Below are 18,381 nucleotides of genomic sequence, written 5' to 3' on the forward strand. Positions count from 1 at the left end.
GGATCGACCATGACTGGCGAAACACGGATCTGGACACCGATCGACTATGAGGCTGAGGGAAAGCAGTCGGACTGTCTGAGATTGCCCCATTCGTCCGACCTGTCCGCCTATGGCTGGATACCGATCCCGCTGGTGTGCATCAAAAATGGGTCCGGGCCGACGGCGTTGTTGGTCGCCGGCAACCATGGCGACGAATACGAGGGCCAGATCGCCCTTTCCAATCTGGCTCGAGAGATCGACGTCGACCAGGTTTCGGGCCGGCTCCTCATCCTTCCGGCGCTCAACTTTCCGGCGGTCACGGCGGGACGCCGCGTATCGCCACTTGACCAAGGCAATCTCAATCGCCTGTTTCCAGGCGATGCGAACGGAACCCCGACCGAGATGATCGCCCACTATGTCTGCAAGGTCTTGATCCCGATGGCCGATGTCGTCGTCGATCTCCACTCGGGCGGCCGTTCGCTCAACTATGTGGCGAGCGCCCTGGTGCGTCCAGGACGGACCTCCGACGAGCATACATCACTGCTCAGGCTTTTGCGGCTATTTGGAGCACCAATCAGCTTCGTAAGCGATGGAACCGGCGGCGGCGGCCTTACAACACTTGCAGCGGCCGCGCAGGAACGTGGCGCGCTGGCGCTGACCACCGAACTTGGCGGGGGCGCAACCTTGTCCAGGTGGGGGCTGTCGCTTGCCGAGGCGGGACTAAGGCGCGTGTTGAAAGACCAGGGGATTCTGCGCGATGTCGCCGTCGAGCCCGCTTCCCCCACGCGCCTCATGACGGTCAGCGGTCACAGCGCATTTGTCTATGCGCGCGATCGAGGCGTTTTCGAGCCGGCCGCGAACATAGGCGATGAAGTTGTGACGGGCCAGATCGCAGGTCGCATCCACTTTCCGGATCTACCGACCCGCGAACCTGAAACGCTGTTCTTTGAATCGTCCGGTCTCGTGGCGTGCCGTAGGGTGCCATCGCTCACGAACCGCGGTGACTGCCTGTTCAAGGTCATGGCCGATATCGACGGCGGCTCCTTGCATGCTTAGCCCAATTCCGAGCCTCAATCCGCGTGTGATTGGTCTGCGCTGCATTCGTTGTCGGATTGTCTTTCCGATCGCGGATCACTTCGAAGGCTGCCCGATTTGTCTGAGCCAAAATCTGCCGGCGAGCTTGGCGATCGAATATCAGGGACTGCCCAAATCCCTGAAGCGCATCGATGACTGGCAGGTCTACAGCAACTACCCAACGCTCGGGGAGGGCAACACACCGCTTGTGCGACTGGAGGGACTCGCGAAAGAGATCGGCGTTCGCGCGCTTTTCCTCAAGAATGAGGGCGCCAACCCGACTGGATCACACAAGGACCGCATGAGCAGGTTCGTCGTCCAACGTGCGCTGGAGATCGGTGCGTCGACGGTAGCCGCGGCCTCAAGCGGCAATGCCGGTGTGTCGCTGGCTGCTTACGCGGCTCATGTCGGGCTCGATTGCGTGGTCGTGACGACGCCCGACATCAGCCCGAACTGGCGCCACGCGATCGAGATGCACGGGGCGACGTTGCTCGCCAGCGAAACCGCGCAGGGTCGCTGGCAGGTGGTCGCAGATCGGGTCAGAGCCGGGGAGTGGTACCCGGCCACCAATTTTGCTGTTCCGCCCGTCGGCAGCAATCCTTTCGGAGTGGATGGCTACAGGTCGCTCGCCTTTGAGATCTTTCTCGAGCTGGGCGCCAGCGCATGCAGCGATATCCTCGTTCCGACATCGAGAGCGGACCTGCTGTGGGGTGTTGCACGCGGATATTGCGACCTGCAGGCCGCCGGGCTTGTCGAAGAACGGCCCCGAATCCATGCCGTTGAGCCGTTCGGCCGGATTTCGAGAGTGCTTGCCGGGGAGGACTATCGCGGCAATTTTGCAGGCAGCTCGGCCTTGACTTCCATCGGTGGTTCGACCGTGACCTACCAGGCATTGGATGCGATCGCCTCTTGCAAGGGATCGGCAGTGGCAGTTGACGATATGGCCGCGCGCGACGATCAGAAGCGGTTGGCGCGTTGCGGGTTTTATCTTGAACTCTCGAGCGCCGCGGCTTTGACTGGCCTGAAGAAACTCGTTCCCCAAGGTGTGATTTCATCGGACGCCGCAGTCGTGCTTGTCGGCACGTCGAGCGGCTTTTCCGATTTCCAGACCTTCTCGTCCCCTATCGCCGCACCCGAGGAACTCGCTCCATTTGAGGCAGTGCCGGTTGCTCCGCCCCCAAGCAGTTCGTGTACTTTCATCTGATCGGCTAGAGCAGGCGCACACCGCGGGTAAGGTGATCGCAAGAATGTTGACGCACATTCCTACAATTGAAACGAAGGGTCGCCGTCCTCTGTGTCCAACATGGGTTTGTTGGATCAAAACGAATAGTCGGGAACCAGTTCATTCGAGCGGCAGTTTACATTTTAGAAAATCTGAGGACGCCCCAGCCGGATGGGACAGGTGTGCTCGATTCTTAAATCAAAGTTATATAATTCTAACCCGGATCTGTTCATGCCGGCCCTGCGATACCGGCCGAAAGTCAACAATAACCAAGCTCAGCGGTCAGCAACTACTCGCGACTCTACTGCCTCGTTTAGGTCGCGAGCGCCGCCAATACAATACCGTCAGCGTAGCCAAAATACGGATAGGGGCTAGATCGGTTCGCCATGGTGGCCCGATCCTGCGCAACCGCGAAGCCTGGCATCGAGGTGATTCTGTTAGTGTTTAATTAGCCAACACCACAACTCTGTGGACAAAGATCGAGTAGAATTTGCTCCGTCGGCCGGCCTATGCCTATTCTGACGGGCTGGACCTCGTTACCGGCACAGGGGGCATCTATGGAATTCTTGCCGACCAAAGATGGGCCTTGCCTAGACTTCATTGTCGTTCCGCCGATTGGCACAAGATTTGATGATTCGTTGTTGTTGACGAAGATCGAGGATGGACTGAATTCTGAATTCACCGGCTTCAGATTCGTCGTCACGGCCGATGGACTCGACCGCTCCCAGGATTTTCTTCTGATCCCGGTCTTTGGTGTTCTTGGAGAACACACCTACGAATCCATCATGCGAGCGGCGCCGGACTTGGAAACATGCCGGGGGATCGCAATCTTTCTTTGCCGTTACCAAATCGGTGGGCTGACAATGCATTGAGCGTGTTTGGCATACTGAATGCAACGTCATGGAAAGCAGCCGCTTCCTTGAGGCTGCTTGCTGAAACGCCCGAACAGACTGATTGACGGCCCGGGAAGGCTGCCGCCTTCGACGAAGAAGGTCGGCCGGGAAAGGATCTTCGGCAGATGACAGGAGAAGTCCCCTTGCCGATCCGGCCCGCATGATTGCCCGCACCTCCGCCGTTCGGAACCTGGCCCGCCCGAGCACGTTGTGGCCCATCAGCCTGGGTTACCCATGCAAGAACTTTTCGAAGAATTCGGCCATCCGACATACGTCCCATTTCCGGTTATCGCGGCGAGGCTTCTGTTGGCCTCGATCTTCGGCGCTGTGATTGGTTTCGAACGCGAATGGCGAAATCGGCCTGCTGGGCTTCGCACCCACATCCTGATCTGCGTGGCAGCGGCTACTTTCGGCATTCTGACGATTGAAATCGTACATGCTCCGCTGTTTGTGCAAGAATCCGTCAAGGTCGATCCGATCCGAGTTGTCGAAGCGGTTACCGCTGGCGTCGCCTTCCTTGCTGCCGGGTCCATTTTGTTTTCGAAAGGCGAGGTTCACGGGCTGACGACCGGCGCAGGAATGTGGCTGGCTGGTGCTATTGGCGTGGCATGCGGGCTCGGGCTGTGGCAGGTCGCGGCGCTCGGCACGTTTTTGGTGCTTGTCGTGGCAGGCCTTCTTTATAGTCTTGCGGCCAAATCCGGGATTCGCGAAAACAACGGCCAAAGAACTCCAAAATCGGAAGAAGATGGGTCAAAGTGGCAATAGGCTGCGGATTGGGATCATGTTCCTTGTCACAGAGCTTCTTCAGTTTGGCGTGACACGCCCCTGCTGCTGTAGTGGCCCCGAGGTGCCGACGTGATGAGAAGCGTATGCTTGTGGTTGACTGTCAACGCAAATCTGACGACTTGCCCCAATCACTGCCAAGTGATGGATCGTTTAGCGCGGCTTGTTATTACGGCGGGTCGCCTCACCTCGGGAACTTAGCATGGAAAAGATCTTCAACCATCTGGCAGGTGCCGTCGCGCATGCGACAGGCCGTCCTTGGGCTTTCGCGCTTTGTGTCGCATCAGTTGTCATTTGGGCGGCAACCGGTCCCATATTCGACTACTCCGAGACGTGGCAGCTCATAATCAATACAGGCACGACCATCATCACGTTCCTGATGGTGTTTTTAATCCAGAATACTCAAAACCGGGACGGCGCCGCGCTCCAGGCGAAGCTCGATGAACTGATCCGCTCGGGTGCGGCCAAGAACGATTTTATAGGCATCGAGCACCTGACCGAGGCAGAGGTCGAGCAATATCGATCGCTCTGCGCGCGAGCCAAAGACAGAAAAGAAGCTAATCTGGGTCGAACTAACGCCGACACAGGAGTCAAGGCCGGTCTTTGAGAAATCGGCTTCGCGCAGCAACGAATTCCAGCCTGGGCCGATGATCAGATCCAGTGCATGCAATTCGGGAATGCCGGCCACATTCCCGAGCAATCGAGCGAGGTGTCCTAACTTGCCCGAGGCGGTTTCGTTTTGCCCCCGAACAAAAAAAACGCTGGCCGGAGCCGGCGGGCTTGGTTCCAGTGCTGGCGCTTTGTGGGCCCGCACCACTGGCGGGGCGATGCGGGCCCGACCAAGGTTTGAGAACCTCGGCCAGCAGCGTGAGGGAACGCTGCCATCATCGAAACCAATCGCCGAATGTCAGGTTCCGCTTACATGACCAAAGGCCCCGCCACCTTTCGGAAGCGGGCGAGTCTGGGGAACACATACACTGAATGGGAACAGTGCAAGGCCGAAGCTCTTTAGCGCGGGAATGTTCCACAACTGGCCGCTTCTTGTGCTCTCGCCCATCATCTAAATGCAGCGGTTGGCCCCCATCCAGTTTTGTTGGTTTCGACCGCCAGCGCCCTGACCGGCGCAGGGAGCGTTCGGCGTTTGAGAAAGATGCGCACGGCATGGATGCGCGGCCGGATTTCCTCATTGGCGTTCCAGCATTTTGGTGGACTCAAAGGTGCATCTGGTGCTGGAGCGGGAGGCAAAAGAAAGATCAGCGTGCATTCGATGGTCTCTTCGACCCAGCTCGTCAGTCGCGGATAGGGGGCCGACCATTTGCCAAAGCCATGCGGCAAGATCGGCCCAGCCTCAGCGACATCGCGCCGGTCGTGGGGCCATCTGAGTTCCGGCAGGCAATGGTCGTCAGGCTTGCGCGGCAGGTGATCGAGCGATTCCTGAGGAACCGCACATAGCAGCGCTGCCCGGCGGCGTCCGGGATCACCGATTGCGGCGAATCAGGCTGGCATGGTGGTTGGAGAGCCGACTCGACGCCCCTGCGACCGCGCCTCCAGTGCGACGAGGAAATCCCTCCAGGCCGAACGGCTTCCGCGATTGGCCATCTCCACGGCCAAGGTCTGGCGCCGCGAGGCGCGTGTACTCGACGGTGATAAGCCGATCCATGCGAAAGCCTTCTCCCAACTCGCGCGTTGTGTCCAGAGGAGTCTCACGAGGTCGGCGCAGTAGGCTAGCGCACTCAGACCAGGAGGATCGGCGCCGGTCGTGTTGATCACCGCGCGAGGCAGCTATCCCAATACCCGGGACTCCAAAGCTGCCTGTCCGGAAATGGTTCCTAAGTCGGCGCAACTGTGATGGCAGACCTGACCTGAACGGTCTGGCGCGCCACGAAAGTCTTGGAATTGCGCGGAACAATCGCATGCGCAGACCGTTGCCCAAAGCGATCTTCGACCTAGGATTTGCTCGTTGCAGCGATCACATAAGCCCCCCAACGAGGCCACTCAAATGGTTGGCGATTCAATTGAGGGCGACGCCATATTGGGTGAGGCCAAGCAATCTGCCATTGATGCCGTCCCGCGGCACCTGGTTGTCGTTTCGAACCGGCTCGGGAACATTCGCGACCTGTCGCAAGCCGGCGGGCTGGCAGTAGGTGTCGCGGACGCGTTGGCTGATCGTGGAGGTCTATGGCTAGGAGCAAGCGCCCAGTATCAGGACTCTGCCGCGAGTGACGAACCTCTGATCCAACTCGAACGCGTGGGGAGGATCGAGACGGCTGCGCTCACCCTGCCGCGCGAGGAGTATTCGCTGTACTACAACGGCTATGCCAACAGTACGCTATGGCCACTTTTCCACTACCGGCTCGACCTGGTGAATCACCGGGGAGAGTATCTACACGCCTATAGGCAGATCAATGCACGCTTCGCGAAGGCGCTCGCAGCACTGCACTTGGGGAACGACGACCTGGTTTGGGTCCACGACTACCATCTTATCCCCTTGGCGGCCGAGTTGCGGCGGCTGGGATTCCGGAATCGGATCGGCTTTTTCCTTCACATACCCTTCCCGCCGCCTGACCTTTTTGCCGCCGCACCCGATCACGAAGAACTCATCGATGATCTGCTTGAGTATGACGTGCTGGGTTTCCAGACCGAGACGGACGTGATGAATTTTCGGCGATCGGTGCAGGCGACCAGTCCCACCACCTTTGATATCAATGGCGCGGCTGAGGCCAATGGCCGGACAGTCTTGTCACGGTGCTTTCCGATTGGCATCGACGTTGATTCCTTCGCACGCATGGCTAACGAGGCGGCGGAGGATGTCCAGATTGATTCCATGCGCCGCCAGATTTTGGGCCTTAAGCAAATCATCGGTGTGGACAGGCTGGACTACTCCAAAGGTCTGCCCGGCCGCATGCAGGCCTTCGCCCGGCTTCTGGAAAGGCACCCCGAACACGAACGGGCGGTAACCTATTTGCAGATTGCTTCGCCTACACGCGAGGAGGTGAGCGCGTATGCTGACATACGGGCACAGCTCGAAGCAACCTCTGGCTCGGTGAACGGAAGATACGCGGATTTGGCTTGGACACCGATCCGCTACATCCATCGAGCCGTCCCACGCTCACGGCTAGCTGGCCTATTGCGCGCTAGTCAGGTCGGGTTGGTCACGCCTTTGCGTGATGGAATGAACCTGGGGCAAAAGAATACATTGCTGCTCAGGACCAAGCCAATCCCGGAGTGCTTGTATTGTCGCGTTTCGCGGGCGCGGCTGAGGAGCTTGCGGAATCCTTGATCGTGAACCCGTATGTGATCGACGAGGTTGCTGACGCGATCGCAAGCGCGCTCGCCATGCCACTTGACGAGAGGATTGCAAGGCACGGTGCATTGCTCAAGCGCATCAGACGCAATGACGCAGCAAAATGGCGGCGGTCATTTCTCGCCACGCTCGCGGACGAGGACTAGCGTCCCAGGCATTTGCCGCCTGAAGCGCCCGCGGCGCCACAACTGTTCCCGAACCGGTCCCTGCGGGTCCCACCCGCAACCGGCCAGAGTCGTATTGCGGCCTAAGCTGTCTAGCGGCGACCGCCCGATGTCGGCAGTAGAGACGAACGTTGCCTTCCCCGCGGAGAGCATCTCGATCTGATTTTGATGGGACGGATAGCTGGCTTCCGCTGCGCTGCGTGATCGTCGCTCAGGCTGAAATCGAGGGCGGCTGTTCGCCGCCCCCGGCTAAGCTCAGCGGTCGCGTCTTCCACTGGCGCGCTCCAGATCAGCCCCCGTATAGGCATCAGCCGCCGGATTGAATCCGGTCCAGCCGCCGGCTTCGTATTCCTTGCGCCGACCGGCGATATCGACCGCATTGTATTGGCTGAGGATCTGTTCCGCGTTCGGAACGAGATTGTCCTCGACCTTGGCAGTGACCAGCGTTCCACCGCGGCGAATGCCTTCCGCGTAGACGTGAGCATCGTTTTCCGGCACGCCGGCTTCCGTCATTGCGCCGATGATACCGCCCGCAGCACCCCCGACGACGGCACCACCCACGGCGCCGACAGCGGTGGCAGCCAACCATCCGGCGGCAACCACGGGCCCGACCCCGGGGATAGCCATCAAGCCCAACCCGGTGAGCAGTCCGCCGGCACCGCCAACTACGGCGCCCACGCCTGCTCCTGTCGCGGCATCTTCCCCAGCTTCGGAAGCTTCAGCCTCGTGCCAGCCTGTCGCGTTGTTGGCTACGATGCTGATGTCCGAGCGGGGCACACCCGTGGCCTCAAGTTCCCCCACGGCATCGCTGGCGTCGTCATAATTGTCGAAGAGTCCTGTTATCGTTTTCATTTGAATGGTCCTTGGTTTCTGATCAGTTGGCGCCGGCAACAACGTTGCCTTGGTAGTCAAGCGCGATAGGCGTCGATTTGCCGTCCTTGCTCGCGGTACCACGCCAGATGCCCTTGTCGTCCTTCGTCAGTGCGGAGACGTCGGCGTAACCCGCCTTCTCAATGGCGCTCTTGGCCTGGTCCTCGGTGAAGCTGTTGGCGCCCGGCACCGGCGCCGCTGGATCAGTGGCATCCGTGTTGGTGACGGCTGGGGTGGTGCTGTCGGAAGCTGACGCCGAAGCTGCGACCTTTTCGATCATTTCCTGATGCATCTTGAGCGTCGGCAACGTGTCGGCTGCGAACGATTTCAGAGCGGCGTTGTCGCCGTCCTTTGCATATCCTTCGAACAGGCTCACAGCGTCGGCATGGGCCGCCTTCTGCATCTTCGCATAGGATGCATCGACGGGCGCCGCAGCCGACTGAAGCTTGTCGACATCGGCCTTGTGCGGGGAATCCAGGTCCGATGGGACCTGCAACTTTTGCTCACCGGCAATACTCTCGAGTTTGGCATTGGCGGCCCCATGATCGGAGATCATTTTTTGAGCGAAATCCTTGAGGCTCTGATCCTGGAGCTTGTCCTGGGCGACCTTGCTCGACTGCACCTCGAACATGCCGCCGATCGCTGCCTTGGTTACGAAATCTTGGGCCGTTTCTGCGGCCAGCGCAGGCAGCGCAAACACCATTGCTGTGGCGACCGATAACGATGCCCAGCGGAGACTGTTCTTCATGAATGGGTTCCTTGATTAGAGAGGACGATGCTCCCTAATGTCCAGGCGGAGGCTTTGTTCCGGACGCTGCCATCTACGCGCCGTTGTGCAGTTGGGGCGCCGACCTTGGTCACCGTCGTCCGGGACAATTGGTCGAGCGTGGCTCAGGGCGGTCGCCAGCGATCTCGAAAAAGCTTCATGGATGAGCCGTAGATAGCCGAGGGTGCCGCCGGAGCGGTACTATTCAACGATCTCGTCGTGCATCGCCTGGGTACCTGGATTCGTGCGGGTGGCCCGGACACAGGTGAGCTCGCCGGCAAGTGCCAATCTGGGCGACCCAGTCGCCGTGGTTAGGCGCAAAGATTACCAGGCTCTGATTGGCGAGCACCTTCAGCGCCTCGCGCACACCCGCCATGATCGTGATACCGGCGCCATCCAGAACTGCTCAGCACTGACGGCGAGCGAAGGGGTGAACCATTGGGGTTGCCATCAGACGTCCCCTTGGGCGACCCTACGCTTCCCGTCGAGGCTGTTCAGGAGGGCTACCAGATCGTCGGCGTAATCCTTGTCGAGACCGACAGCCGGTACGCCCCAGGCGTCGGCCGGCAACCCGGTGAACACGTCAAACACGGTCCAGGTTTTGTCCAGGTCCATCTTGAGGTCGTATCTTTGCGGTGCCATGCGAGAGGTCCCTTGGTCGGCTTGCACGAAACTGCCGAACTTTCCGGACGCTCATGTGGTTCCTTACTCGTGAAGGTCGAAGAGGACGACCTTTCCAATCGCTGAGGCCAACTGAACTACCTGTTCACATAGCTCGTTATCCGTCTCCATCTCGTCTAGCTCCTCCTTAAGGTCAGGACGCTTTGCTCGGATCAGCCCGACGGTCTTTTTTAGGGAGACAATGTCGCCTTCAAGGGATTCCTCGATGGCTTTCTGAATGATCGCTTCGGTGGACTTCGACAGGCGATCCACTGGGTACCTCCCAAGCTCCCTCTCGGGCACTATGGGGACAGCGGGGGAGAAATGAAACCATTAGCTAAATCTAATATAAGTTAGATCAAATCGACTCCGACGTCGGACAGCCGTATGGTGCAGCATCGGCGACACTGCATTTGGGAATCGCCGGCTGTGAGCGATCATCGCGCTTCCGCCCCACCGGCAGGACTCATGGCCAACACCAAGACCGAACACAGTATTGCCTACCCAGGCGACCTGACGCTCTAAAGCAGCTCTTTGATCGGGTTTGCGCTGAAGAATCGTATTCTGGAGGGTAGTGACCGCTCCCAGCAGCGGAGCCGTGATCCGGCCGCAGACGAGACGTTTCTTGTGCAACCCACTACCTGCCTGCCGACGGCGCGCTGCCTTAAAGCGCGCAGAAGACCGCATTATTTGATAGAATTTCTGAGCGAAGGATCGGGGGCACGACTCTTCGCGGCTCAAAGCGGCAGGCCACGCGCCGCAGAAGGTTCGGCGGAGATCCGTCACCAGAAATCATAGCGTCGTGGCCTTCGCAGGCACGGGTACCTAGGCGGCCTGAACAATCTCGACCAGTTCGACGTCGAAGATCAGATCCTTTCCGGCCAACGGGTGATTGCCGTCGAGTTTGACTCTTGCGTCGTCCACGCCAACGACCGTTACCTGCATAGGGCGCCCCTCGCGGGTTCTGGCCTGTAACTGAGTACCGATATTGATGTTGATGTTATCCGGCACACGGACGCGCTCGATGCTCAAGACCGCTTCGGGACGGTGGGGACCATAGGCGGCGTCGGCGGGGACGGTGACGGTATTTTTCTCGCCCACCTCCATACCCTCGACATGGGTTTCAAGGCCGGGGATCACTTGCCCTTCACCTAGCGTGAATTGCAGCGGCTCACCACCGGAAGCATCGAATTGAGTGCCGTCGGCTAGACGTCCAGTATAGTTGATGCGCACGGTGTCGCCATTCTTGGCCTGCGTCATGACAGTCATCCTTTGGGGTTTTTAACGGACCGGCTAGCGTTCACGGTCCCGTTTTCGATCATCCGCGCACTAAGATGCACGGCGCGAAACTCTAAAACTAGGGGCTTGCCTGCCGATGTAAACCCACAACACCGATTGAGCTATGTGACACCCGTTGGCGTTCACCGCCGCCTATTCGGCGACATTGATTTGCGCGACCTGGCGGCCGACTTGAGGCCGGACACGGCATGGCTAGTTTGTGCAGATTGCCTTCAACAGCCTAAAGTCGGCTTCTGGCCAAAATGCAGCATCCGAGTAGCGGGTTGGCGATGTCGCGCGACCTGCTCGTCGGAAGATGACTTAGCCAACTTCCCATCTTTTTCCTGCGGTTTGCATTCCCGGCGGTCAAGTGAATCCCATCCCCGGCATCCTTACCCGGCTTGGCCGCTATCCACGTCGTCGGGTCAAGAAGCGGCACTGATTGCAACTGGCTTGGCCGTAAGACATGCGAGCAACGGTGCGATTTCCCCCATCTTGAGCAAGGCCACCGATTGGATGAGTTTGTCGAGTTCGGCTTGCGAAAGGATGTCCCATCCGAGGTCGTGGAGCTTCTCCTCGACGGCGGATTGGTCCATCGGATTGTTGGCGTCGCCGAGTGGACGCGGCACATCCGCGGTTCGCTCGTATCCACCGACAACCATTGTAACTCGCGCCGGCGTGCCTTGCGGGAATATGCCGGCAAATTCGTCAGGGTAGCGAACCTCCACTCTTTGAGCGAGTTCCACCACCTGCGGATCTGAAAGGGAGTGGGGGCGAAGCGGCCGAAACGCCTCCGCGCCGCGCAACGCTGCGAGTGCAGCAGCAAAGGGAACCGAGAACTGTCCCCCCTCGAGCGATTTTGGCGCGTATTCGTTAGGGAGTTTGCGTGCTTCGGGAAAGATGTCGACCGCAATGCGGCCTATCGGTTCATCTGTGCCGCGGCCTGCGACCAGCGCGAGCACGGCATCGATTACGGGGTGTGTATAGCGGCAAGACGCATAGGGCTTGAGATAGGTCTCGCTGATCAGCCAGCGGCTACCCAAATCAGCGGTGATTGCACCGACATTGTAGGCATGAGCGCGGTCTAGCATGTCGATCGAGCCGCTCATCCCACAGCTGGCGCGCTCGACCGCGAACAGCGCGGCAACCGTCGACCAGGGACTGCTGCCCTTGACGGAGCTTGCCTGGCAATCGCCTTGCGGCAGATTTTGCGGTGCCTCGGCACCCGCTATCGCGAGTGCATGGGCAAGCTGATCCGTGTGCATCTTGCGCAGCCATCCAATGGCGGCCGCCACTCCAAACCCGGTCCACTGACCACTGGCAAAGCTCATTGTGTCGGAAAAGCGTCGCGCAGCCGCAATGCGCAAGGCGACGTCATATCCAATGGCCGTCGCTGCAAGCACCTCATGACCGTCACTGCCAAGCTTTGCCGCTTCCATCAGGACGGCTGGAATGATGCCAGCCCCCGGATGACCTGCCGCAAGACAATGGCCGTCATCGACATCAAGCGAGCTCGCTGCAGCGCAATTGGCAAACAGGGCGCCAAGATAATGTAACCCTCCTTCGGCGAACCAAGCGTGTGCGCCGCCGGACCCGAAACAAGCCTTCGCGGCGATGCGTGAGAGCCTGGCATTGTCGGTCGGCACCCCGCCAATCAGCGCGGCGAGGGTGTCGAGGATGGCCCGTTGGCTCTTTTCGACGACCTCGTCTGAAAGGTGCTCGTAGCGCACATTGCTGACGAAGCCGGCCAGCTGTTCGGCAATTAACTGCATCGATCTCTCCAAAGAAAAATATACCTAGTATACCTTGCTTTCTGGCATGGAAAGGCTGGCCGTGAAATTTCTTTTCAGCCGTCGCTTTGCAGACGGTGGAACGTCAAGATGTGCTGGTCACCGATGGCACCGCGAAAGATCGATCCGGTGTCGACGAACCCCGCCTTGAGATAGAGCGACTTGGCGGGCAGGTTGCGTGCGTTGACTGCAAGCATCAGTTCCTTGACCTCGGGCCGGTTCCGCCGTACCCAGGAGATGGCCAGAACCACTCCCGCCCTACCAAATCCTTTTCCTTGGCACGCGGAAGAAATCCGGAAGCTGTGCAGTGTCACAGCGCCGCGCGGCGCCCACTCTGGCAGAGCCTGTTTCTCTCGCAAGATGAAGAACCCTACCGTCTTTTTGGAGATGATAATCGCGAAGGCATGTTCCTGGTCAGGATACCGGCTGGCTTCCAGACCGTCGAAAACCGCATCCACCGAGCCGGCGAACTGCTCCTGTCCTGGATCGAGCATTAGTTTCTTGATAGCGGCACGCTCCAAGACCGTTACTGGTCGCAGCTTGATCGGATCTGGACGGACCGCGTCTGGAAACGCTAACGGCTGCCGACATGACGCCTTGCCGGATCCCGATCGCGACCTCATCGATCGATCCTTCGCATTGCCGCGCTCCGCTGCATCCATAAGATCGCACCGCTGCCGCAAGCAAACACGCAGGCAAGACCGAGGAAGATGTGCCGGGCAGGAACACCCGAGGCGAGCGTTGGAAGAAGGTAGACGCCGATAGCGACCACTCCGATGGCGGCCTCGATGTTGCTTCTGACACGGCCGACCATTCGAGTTGAAACGGTCTTCAGAATCGTCACATCGCTCCCGGCCCGAACCATCATGAAAGACAGGCCTATCAGGCCTTGCCAGAACACGGCCTGCGCCGTGGTTTGAGAGGTGGACAAAGCAGCAGTGGCCGCGGCGAGAAGGATAGTTCCCACGGCAACAAGGATCCTTTCCTGCGCAAGACCGGAGAGCCACATCAAGGTAATGCTTCCGACCAAGCCCCCACCCGAATACGTCGCAGCGAGCCAGCCGTAGGGGCCGGGCGACAGCTTGAGCTCGTAACGTGCGAAGCCGGCCAGCAGAGCATTGGATGCATGCGCCGATGCATAGGCCAGCAACAGCGCACACCCCGCAACCCTGAGGTGGGGGTTTCTCACAGTCTCGAAAAGACCCCCCATCAGGTCCTGCATGTGCGGACTATGCTGCACCGGGGAGGCGTGATCTTCCTCTATGAGAAGACCAGCGAGCGCAGCGGCCATGAAGGAAAAGGCCGCGCAGACGACGAGACTGCTGGCCAAGCCCGATAAGGACAGGCAGAGGCCGCCTGCCGCGGCGCCGACGATATTTCCGACCTGGCTGAAGAAAATGCCCAGCGAGACGGTCCGCGTCACAAAATGCGCGCCCGCCAGCTGCAGCAACGCTTGGCTGCTCGGATAGGAAAATAGCGATCCGATCGAGACAAAACATGCCGTGGCGTAAAGGATACAGATCGGCGTGCGTTCGGGAGAACACGACCAGACGATCAACGCCAAAAGCCCGATACCGGCGCCATGGATCATCTCTCCCGTAGCAAACATCGTCCGCCGGCGGGAGCGATCTATCAGTGGCCCGATGAAGGGACCAACGGTGAAGGCCAGCAGTTGCCAGCAGATCAGGACCTTGCCGACCGAAGCGATGTCACCACTGATCTGCAGCGCAAACCAGGAAACCAGGACGATGTACATGCTGCGCGCGCATTGCATCGTGAACAGCATCGCGTAGATCGGGCTAACCGGCTGGTGCACCAACGCTGGATACCGAAACATTGGCCACCAACCTTCAAAACAGTATGACCGTTGCTTCGCCCGCTATGCGGGCTGGTTGCGGAAGCTGGGGCCGAGCACCGGGTTTTCTCGCTGCATTTGCCCGTCTTGGGTCTCGATCCTCGGCGCACCAACGCCGTGGCCTCGCGCTTTCGTTTGTCCGACCGACCGGCCGCCGTGAGCGGAAGCCTCTCGGCCCGATTACGACTTAGCTGCCAGTCCGGCATCATCCCCATCGCCAGCATGCGCCAACACCTCATGGAGCGTTCTGCGCTCCCAGGGCAGCCGCGACCACCTAGCCATTCTCGACCTGGGCGAGCTGACTGTTGTTGGGCCTTCGGCCGGTCGTTTGCTCCATCCGGCGACCGCCTTTAGCCACTCGTGGTCGTAGACGGTTTCGACGTATCTGTGTCCCTCGTCGGGGAACAGCGCCACGACCGTCTTTCCGGGATTGGCCTCAGCCCACCATCGAGCAACCCGATAGGCAGCTCCACTGGTCGGCCCCATGAAAAGACCATGCTTTCGATGAAGATCGTGGGTGGCATGAAAGGCCTCCGCCGGCGTAACCCAGTGCACCTCGTCGAACTGGCGGTGATCGACATTTCGCGGGAGAATGTTGCCTCCAAGGCCGCTCAGGTTGAGTTTGCCGCTCGGCTGGCCGAACAAGACGCTGTTCGGTGTGTCGACACCGATCGCGTAGAGGTCGGCGAACAACGTCCGCAGGTAGCAGGATATGCCGCTCACGGAGCCACCCGATCCGACAGGACCAACCAGGCAGTCGACCTTTCCGAGCCTATCTATGAACTGTTCGGCGACCTTGGCGTAAGAGATCGGATTGTCGGGATTGTCGTACTGCGAGGGCCAGTAGCTACCGGCAATGTCGCGCAAATGAATGTGCAGTCGGTCGAGCCGGGCCTGCTGAAGGCCGCCCGAGGCAGCCGGACTATCGACAATCGTAACATCGGCGCCGAGCTCGATCAGACGTCGATGAAGATGGCGATCGAGCGCCCAGTCGCTGACGAGGATCAGCCGGTATCCCTGCTGAACCGCCAGCATGGCAAGCGCGAGGCCAAACGTTCCCGACGAGGATTCGCAGATCGTGGCTTCAGGCTTCAATTGATCGCGTTCCACAGCCCGCTCGAGCATGAACCGGGCTGGCAGCAGCTTCATCAGGAAGAAGCTGGCGCCGAAAAGAGCTCCGCCGAGCGCCACAAGGCGCGGGCCCTCGAAATCTTCCAGCTTTCGCATCAGCGCACGGGTCGACATGGGTTACTCCTGCGTGCCAGGCGTTCAATGGCGAAAGATCGTCGGCTCGAAATTGGACTGACGCAGAGCGCCTGCCGCGCGATCGATGTTTACGGATGCATTCTGGTCTCTAGCGTCGAACATCAGTCCGACGACCGTGCCGCTGTGAGCGACCTGAACGCCAATGGCGCCGAAGCGGTCACCGACGGTTTCGATCTCTCTCAGCCGTGGTTTGGCAAGAAACCGCTCGTTGATCCGCGCGCTCGCCGTCGCAACCCTGCCCAGCATGCGGGCGTCCGCATTCTTGATGGCTGTTCGCAACAGGCTTCGAAGCGGCCGAAAGGTCTCGATCTCCAGGTGATCGTAACGCGCCGGCTCGAATTCAAGCGTATCGACCGTGAGCAGGGGGGTGGTATCGATGCTGATGAAGTCGATCGGCGGCAGCGGCTTGCGGAATGCCTCCATCACGATGCCGTCCCGGTGCGCAAACAGCACCGCTTGCTGCCTGAACAAAGTGGAGTCACAGGCCGTTTCCGCGCTGACCGCGAGCTGCATGACCTCATCCGACGCCGCATCGATCTCCAACCAATTCAATACCGCCAGGATGCTTGCCAGAACGTCGGCGGTGGAGGAGCCCATGCCACGGCCAATGGGGATGTTGCTATCCATCGAGAGATGGCCGCCGCTGCCGGGCCGGCCGAATGCATTGATGGTCAACTCGGCCGCGCGTCGAGCCTTCTCCCGCGAGGCTGGCCAGACAGTCACGTGATCGCTATCGTTTGCGCTGAACCTGGCTTTGGACCTCAGATGACGACAGGGCAGCGAGACCAGCGCGCGTCGCAACCGTGCGCCCTCATCCTCGAAAACGCCTTGAACCAGTTCCCCGTGATGGCCAATGGCTTCAGCGTATCCCGAGCCCTCAGACATGGGCATTCCTCCCTATACTTTAGCAACCACTTAAGTTACTCGGTGAATATTTTCGCAGGCCGGATCGTCTACAGCAACAACCAAGTTGATAATCTTTTGTATTCCAAAACGTTGCGAGTACATGACGCGCATTTATTTCCTCTTACATATTGGTCACAAATGTAGAGCCCGACCAGGCGGGCAGGGGCGGCTGCCGGCGTTCCTCGATATGTGCTGCGGGAATGATCAGGCCGACTGGTCTTCGAGCGCGTATCCGGCGAGCCTTACAGTGCGAATGGCAACGCTTCGTGATGACCGCCTGAGTAACTTTCGCAACTGGCTTATGTGAACATCGACCACGCGCGTGCTTACACTGGCGCTATTTGTCCAGGCCACGGCGATCAGCTCATCGCGGCTGAGCACCTTTTCCGGATTTTCCAGCATGTGGCGCAGCAACTTGAACTCGATTGGCCCGAGCGATATCTCCTTGCCGGCGCAGCGCACGCGATGGGTATCGAGCTGCATCTCGATATCGCTATATGCCAGCGACCTGCCACGCCGGGATCCCTGTTCCGATGCTTGGCCCACCGCCAGCCTGGCCCGCAGGTATTCGAGCAGCTTGGCCGGGGCAAACGGCCGGACAAAGCATTCGTCAATGCCAGACCTCAGCAGCTGAATGTGCTGAGCTTCCGCGCCGGGCGACACCAGAGCGACACAGGGGAGGGCGCCTGTGCGAGCATCCTGCTTGAGCCCGGCACTTTTGGCCCCCAGCTGATTGTCCGGTCGACAATCCAGCACCACGGCCCGAACCGGCATGTCCGCTGCAAGCTCCAGCACTTCATCGATGGAACCGGCCAGCGTACTGGCGAAGCCGTCGACCTCGAGAATGTGGCTGAGGAGCAGATAAAATTCCGCGTCCTTCGAGCAGATCACTATCAATGGCTTCATATGCGCAGCGTTAGGATCTTTCAGCTGCCATCAAGACGGGCTGGCTATATTCGAATCCCGCATTCCCAAAGGCCAGCATGCCAGAACAAGCCACCCAAAACAACAAAGCCCAAAAACGAGCTTGGCGTCGCAGCAAACATGCCGGCGGCCGGTCCGTGCTTCCCTCTACGGCAAATTCGAGTCCAGCGGCGGCCGCCGCCAAAAAAGACAAAGGGCGTATAAACCGAAATCCCGCGCGCGTCCGCAACGGCGGACAAGCCTCGCGCGTGGGATGGAGGAATTCCGCCTCGGCCGCGGTGGTGAACGGGACAGCCTAAGGAGCGTCAGCATAGCGACGGCTGAAAGCCTGGACGCGGGACTGACTGTCCCCGCCAAGGCGGTCCGCACACTGCACGATGGTCGAGGTAGGCCGTGGTATCTGTCATCGGCATCCCGCCGCAACGGATCTCGCCGGCGAACCGGAACCTATCGCCTGATCATTAATCTACTCCCAGGGGGAGCCCGATGGCCGGCGATGACCAGTTCGAAAGATGTTGCGGCCCGGAAAGCCTTACCGCGTGTTCTCGAAGGGCTGAAAGAGGCCCATCACGCCCGCAGGCTATTCATTGAGGCCGCGACGAAGGGGATATTCTGGCTAAATGGGGCCCGCTGAGTTGAGCGGCAGC

The 18,381-nt window shown here is 59.7% G+C and carries 17 protein-coding genes and 1 pseudogene; 7 read left to right on the forward strand and 11 right to left on the reverse strand.

Annotation, left to right across the window (positions count from 1 at the left end; all coding sequences use genetic code 11):
* The first annotated feature begins 9 nt into the window (after positions 1 to 9).
* The 6 genes and pseudogenes from FJ949_RS23915 (at position 10) to FJ949_RS23945 (ending at position 7,401) form a co-directional block, all read left to right on the forward strand.
* Positions 10 to 1,035 carry a succinylglutamate desuccinylase/aspartoacylase family protein gene (locus tag FJ949_RS23915; RefSeq protein ID WP_140499743.1) on the forward strand — a complete coding sequence of 342 codons (1,026 nt, stop codon included), beginning with the start codon at positions 10 to 12 and terminating at the stop codon, positions 1,033 to 1,035.
* A complete protein-coding gene (locus FJ949_RS23920) occupies positions 1,028 to 2,257 on the forward strand; it encodes a pyridoxal-phosphate dependent enzyme (protein ID WP_140499744.1) in 1,230 nt (409 codons plus the stop codon). The genes FJ949_RS23915 and FJ949_RS23920 overlap by 8 nt, the downstream gene beginning before the upstream one ends.
* A 575-nt stretch (positions 2,258 to 2,832) precedes the next feature.
* Entirely contained in the window at positions 2,833 to 3,147 is a 315-nt protein-coding gene (locus FJ949_RS23925) for a hypothetical protein (RefSeq protein WP_140499746.1), read from the forward strand.
* Positions 3,148 to 3,402: 255 nt separating this feature from the next.
* Positions 3,403 to 3,933 (forward strand): MgtC/SapB family protein, encoded by a 531-nt coding sequence (locus FJ949_RS23930; protein ID WP_140499748.1) that lies wholly within the window; start codon positions 3,403 to 3,405, stop codon positions 3,931 to 3,933.
* A 220-nt stretch (positions 3,934 to 4,153) separates the two neighbouring features.
* On the forward strand, positions 4,154 to 4,558 hold the full coding sequence (locus tag FJ949_RS23935) for a low affinity iron permease family protein (RefSeq protein WP_140499750.1): 405 nt from the start codon (positions 4,154 to 4,156) through the stop codon (positions 4,556 to 4,558).
* A gap of 1,392 nt (positions 4,559 to 5,950) precedes the next feature.
* Positions 5,951 to 7,401 (forward strand): annotated as a pseudogene (locus FJ949_RS23945) (trehalose-6-phosphate synthase).
* Between the two features lie 273 nt (positions 7,402 to 7,674).
* Here the strand turns inward: FJ949_RS23945 and FJ949_RS23950 are convergent.
* The 11 genes from FJ949_RS23950 to FJ949_RS24000 form a co-directional block, all read right to left on the reverse strand.
* Positions 7,675 to 8,271, reverse strand: coding sequence for a general stress protein (locus FJ949_RS23950; RefSeq protein ID WP_140499751.1), 597 nt, complete (start codon positions 8,269 to 8,271; stop codon positions 7,675 to 7,677).
* A gap of 22 nt (positions 8,272 to 8,293) precedes the next feature.
* Positions 8,294 to 9,037, reverse strand: a complete 744-nt coding sequence (locus FJ949_RS23955; RefSeq protein ID WP_140499753.1) for a DUF4142 domain-containing protein — start codon at positions 9,035 to 9,037, stop codon at positions 8,294 to 8,296.
* A gap of 468 nt (positions 9,038 to 9,505) precedes the next feature.
* A complete protein-coding gene (locus tag FJ949_RS23960) occupies positions 9,506 to 9,697 on the reverse strand; it encodes a hypothetical protein (protein ID WP_140499755.1) in 192 nt (63 codons plus the stop codon).
* 63 nt (positions 9,698 to 9,760) lie between these two features.
* Positions 9,761 to 9,988: a hypothetical protein gene (locus tag FJ949_RS23965; RefSeq protein ID WP_140499756.1), complete on the reverse strand. Its 228-nt coding sequence runs from the start codon at positions 9,986 to 9,988 to the stop codon at positions 9,761 to 9,763.
* 552 nt (positions 9,989 to 10,540) lie between these two features.
* On the reverse strand, positions 10,541 to 10,975 hold the full coding sequence (locus FJ949_RS23970; protein WP_140499758.1) for a peptidylprolyl isomerase: 435 nt from the start codon (positions 10,973 to 10,975) through the stop codon (positions 10,541 to 10,543).
* A gap of 443 nt (positions 10,976 to 11,418) precedes the next feature.
* The gene (locus tag FJ949_RS23975) at positions 11,419 to 12,765 is read right to left on the reverse strand and encodes an MmgE/PrpD family protein (RefSeq protein ID WP_140499760.1); all 1,347 of its coding nucleotides are present in this window, start codon (positions 12,763 to 12,765) and stop codon (positions 11,419 to 11,421) included.
* Between the two features lie 74 nt (positions 12,766 to 12,839).
* Entirely contained in the window at positions 12,840 to 13,406 is a 567-nt protein-coding gene (locus FJ949_RS23980; RefSeq protein ID WP_181171896.1) for a GNAT family N-acetyltransferase, read from the reverse strand.
* Entirely contained in the window at positions 13,403 to 14,569 is a 1,167-nt protein-coding gene (locus tag FJ949_RS23985) for an MFS transporter (RefSeq protein WP_181171897.1), read from the reverse strand. Before FJ949_RS23985 ends, FJ949_RS23980 begins: the two co-directional genes overlap by 4 nt.
* 249 nt (positions 14,570 to 14,818) lie before the next feature.
* A complete protein-coding gene (locus FJ949_RS23990) occupies positions 14,819 to 15,883 on the reverse strand; it encodes a pyridoxal-phosphate dependent enzyme (protein WP_140499764.1) in 1,065 nt (354 codons plus the stop codon).
* A gap of 24 nt (positions 15,884 to 15,907) precedes the next feature.
* On the reverse strand, positions 15,908 to 16,789 hold the full coding sequence (locus FJ949_RS23995; RefSeq protein WP_140499766.1) for a GHMP kinase: 882 nt from the start codon (positions 16,787 to 16,789) through the stop codon (positions 15,908 to 15,910).
* Between the two features lie 225 nt (positions 16,790 to 17,014).
* Positions 17,015 to 17,716 (reverse strand): response regulator transcription factor, encoded by a 702-nt coding sequence (locus tag FJ949_RS24000; RefSeq protein ID WP_140499768.1) that lies wholly within the window; start codon positions 17,714 to 17,716, stop codon positions 17,015 to 17,017.
* Positions 17,717 to 18,230: 514 nt separating this feature from the next.
* On the opposite strand from FJ949_RS24000, the gene FJ949_RS24005 reads away from it, so the two are divergent.
* Positions 18,231 to 18,368 carry a hypothetical protein gene (locus FJ949_RS24005; protein ID WP_140499769.1) on the forward strand — a complete coding sequence of 46 codons (138 nt, stop codon included), beginning with the start codon at positions 18,231 to 18,233 and terminating at the stop codon, positions 18,366 to 18,368.
* Positions 18,369 to 18,381: the final 13 nt, after the last annotated feature.

The organism is Mesorhizobium sp. B2-4-1 (assembly GCF_006442185.1).
In the GTDB taxonomy this organism is placed as follows: domain Bacteria; phylum Pseudomonadota; class Alphaproteobacteria; order Rhizobiales; family Rhizobiaceae; genus Mesorhizobium.

Coding starts and splice junctions, on each gene's coding strand:
- FJ949_RS23930 (WP_140499748.1), top strand. CDS start 3,403: ATGCAAGAACTTTTCGAAGAATTCGGCCATCCGACATACGTCCCATTT.
- FJ949_RS24000 (WP_140499768.1), bottom strand. CDS start 17,716: ATGAAGCCATTGATAGTGATCTGCTCGAAGGACGCGGAATTTTATCTG.
- FJ949_RS23990 (WP_140499764.1), bottom strand. CDS start 15,883: ATGTCGACCCGTGCGCTGATGCGAAAGCTGGAAGATTTCGAGGGCCCG.
- FJ949_RS23950 (WP_140499751.1), bottom strand. CDS start 8,271: ATGAAAACGATAACAGGACTCTTCGACAATTATGACGACGCCAGCGAT.
- FJ949_RS23935 (WP_140499750.1), top strand. CDS start 4,154: ATGGAAAAGATCTTCAACCATCTGGCAGGTGCCGTCGCGCATGCGACA.
- FJ949_RS23980 (WP_181171896.1), bottom strand. CDS start 13,406: ATGAGGTCGCGATCGGGATCCGGCAAGGCGTCATGTCGGCAGCCGTTA.
- FJ949_RS23920 (WP_140499744.1), top strand. CDS start 1,028: ATGCTTAGCCCAATTCCGAGCCTCAATCCGCGTGTGATTGGTCTGCGC.
- FJ949_RS23960 (WP_140499755.1), bottom strand. CDS start 9,697: ATGGCACCGCAAAGATACGACCTCAAGATGGACCTGGACAAAACCTGG.
- FJ949_RS23925 (WP_140499746.1), top strand. CDS start 2,833: ATGGAATTCTTGCCGACCAAAGATGGGCCTTGCCTAGACTTCATTGTC.
- FJ949_RS23975 (WP_140499760.1), bottom strand. CDS start 12,765: ATGCAGTTAATTGCCGAACAGCTGGCCGGCTTCGTCAGCAATGTGCGC.
- FJ949_RS23995 (WP_140499766.1), bottom strand. CDS start 16,789: ATGTCTGAGGGCTCGGGATACGCTGAAGCCATTGGCCATCACGGGGAA.
- FJ949_RS23985 (WP_181171897.1), bottom strand. CDS start 14,569: ATGCTGTTCACGATGCAATGCGCGCGCAGCATGTACATCGTCCTGGTT.
- FJ949_RS24005 (WP_140499769.1), top strand. CDS start 18,231: ATGACCAGTTCGAAAGATGTTGCGGCCCGGAAAGCCTTACCGCGTGTT.
- FJ949_RS23955 (WP_140499753.1), bottom strand. CDS start 9,037: ATGAAGAACAGTCTCCGCTGGGCATCGTTATCGGTCGCCACAGCAATG.
- FJ949_RS23915 (WP_140499743.1), top strand. CDS start 10: ATGACTGGCGAAACACGGATCTGGACACCGATCGACTATGAGGCTGAG.
- FJ949_RS23970 (WP_140499758.1), bottom strand. CDS start 10,975: ATGACGCAGGCCAAGAATGGCGACACCGTGCGCATCAACTATACTGGA.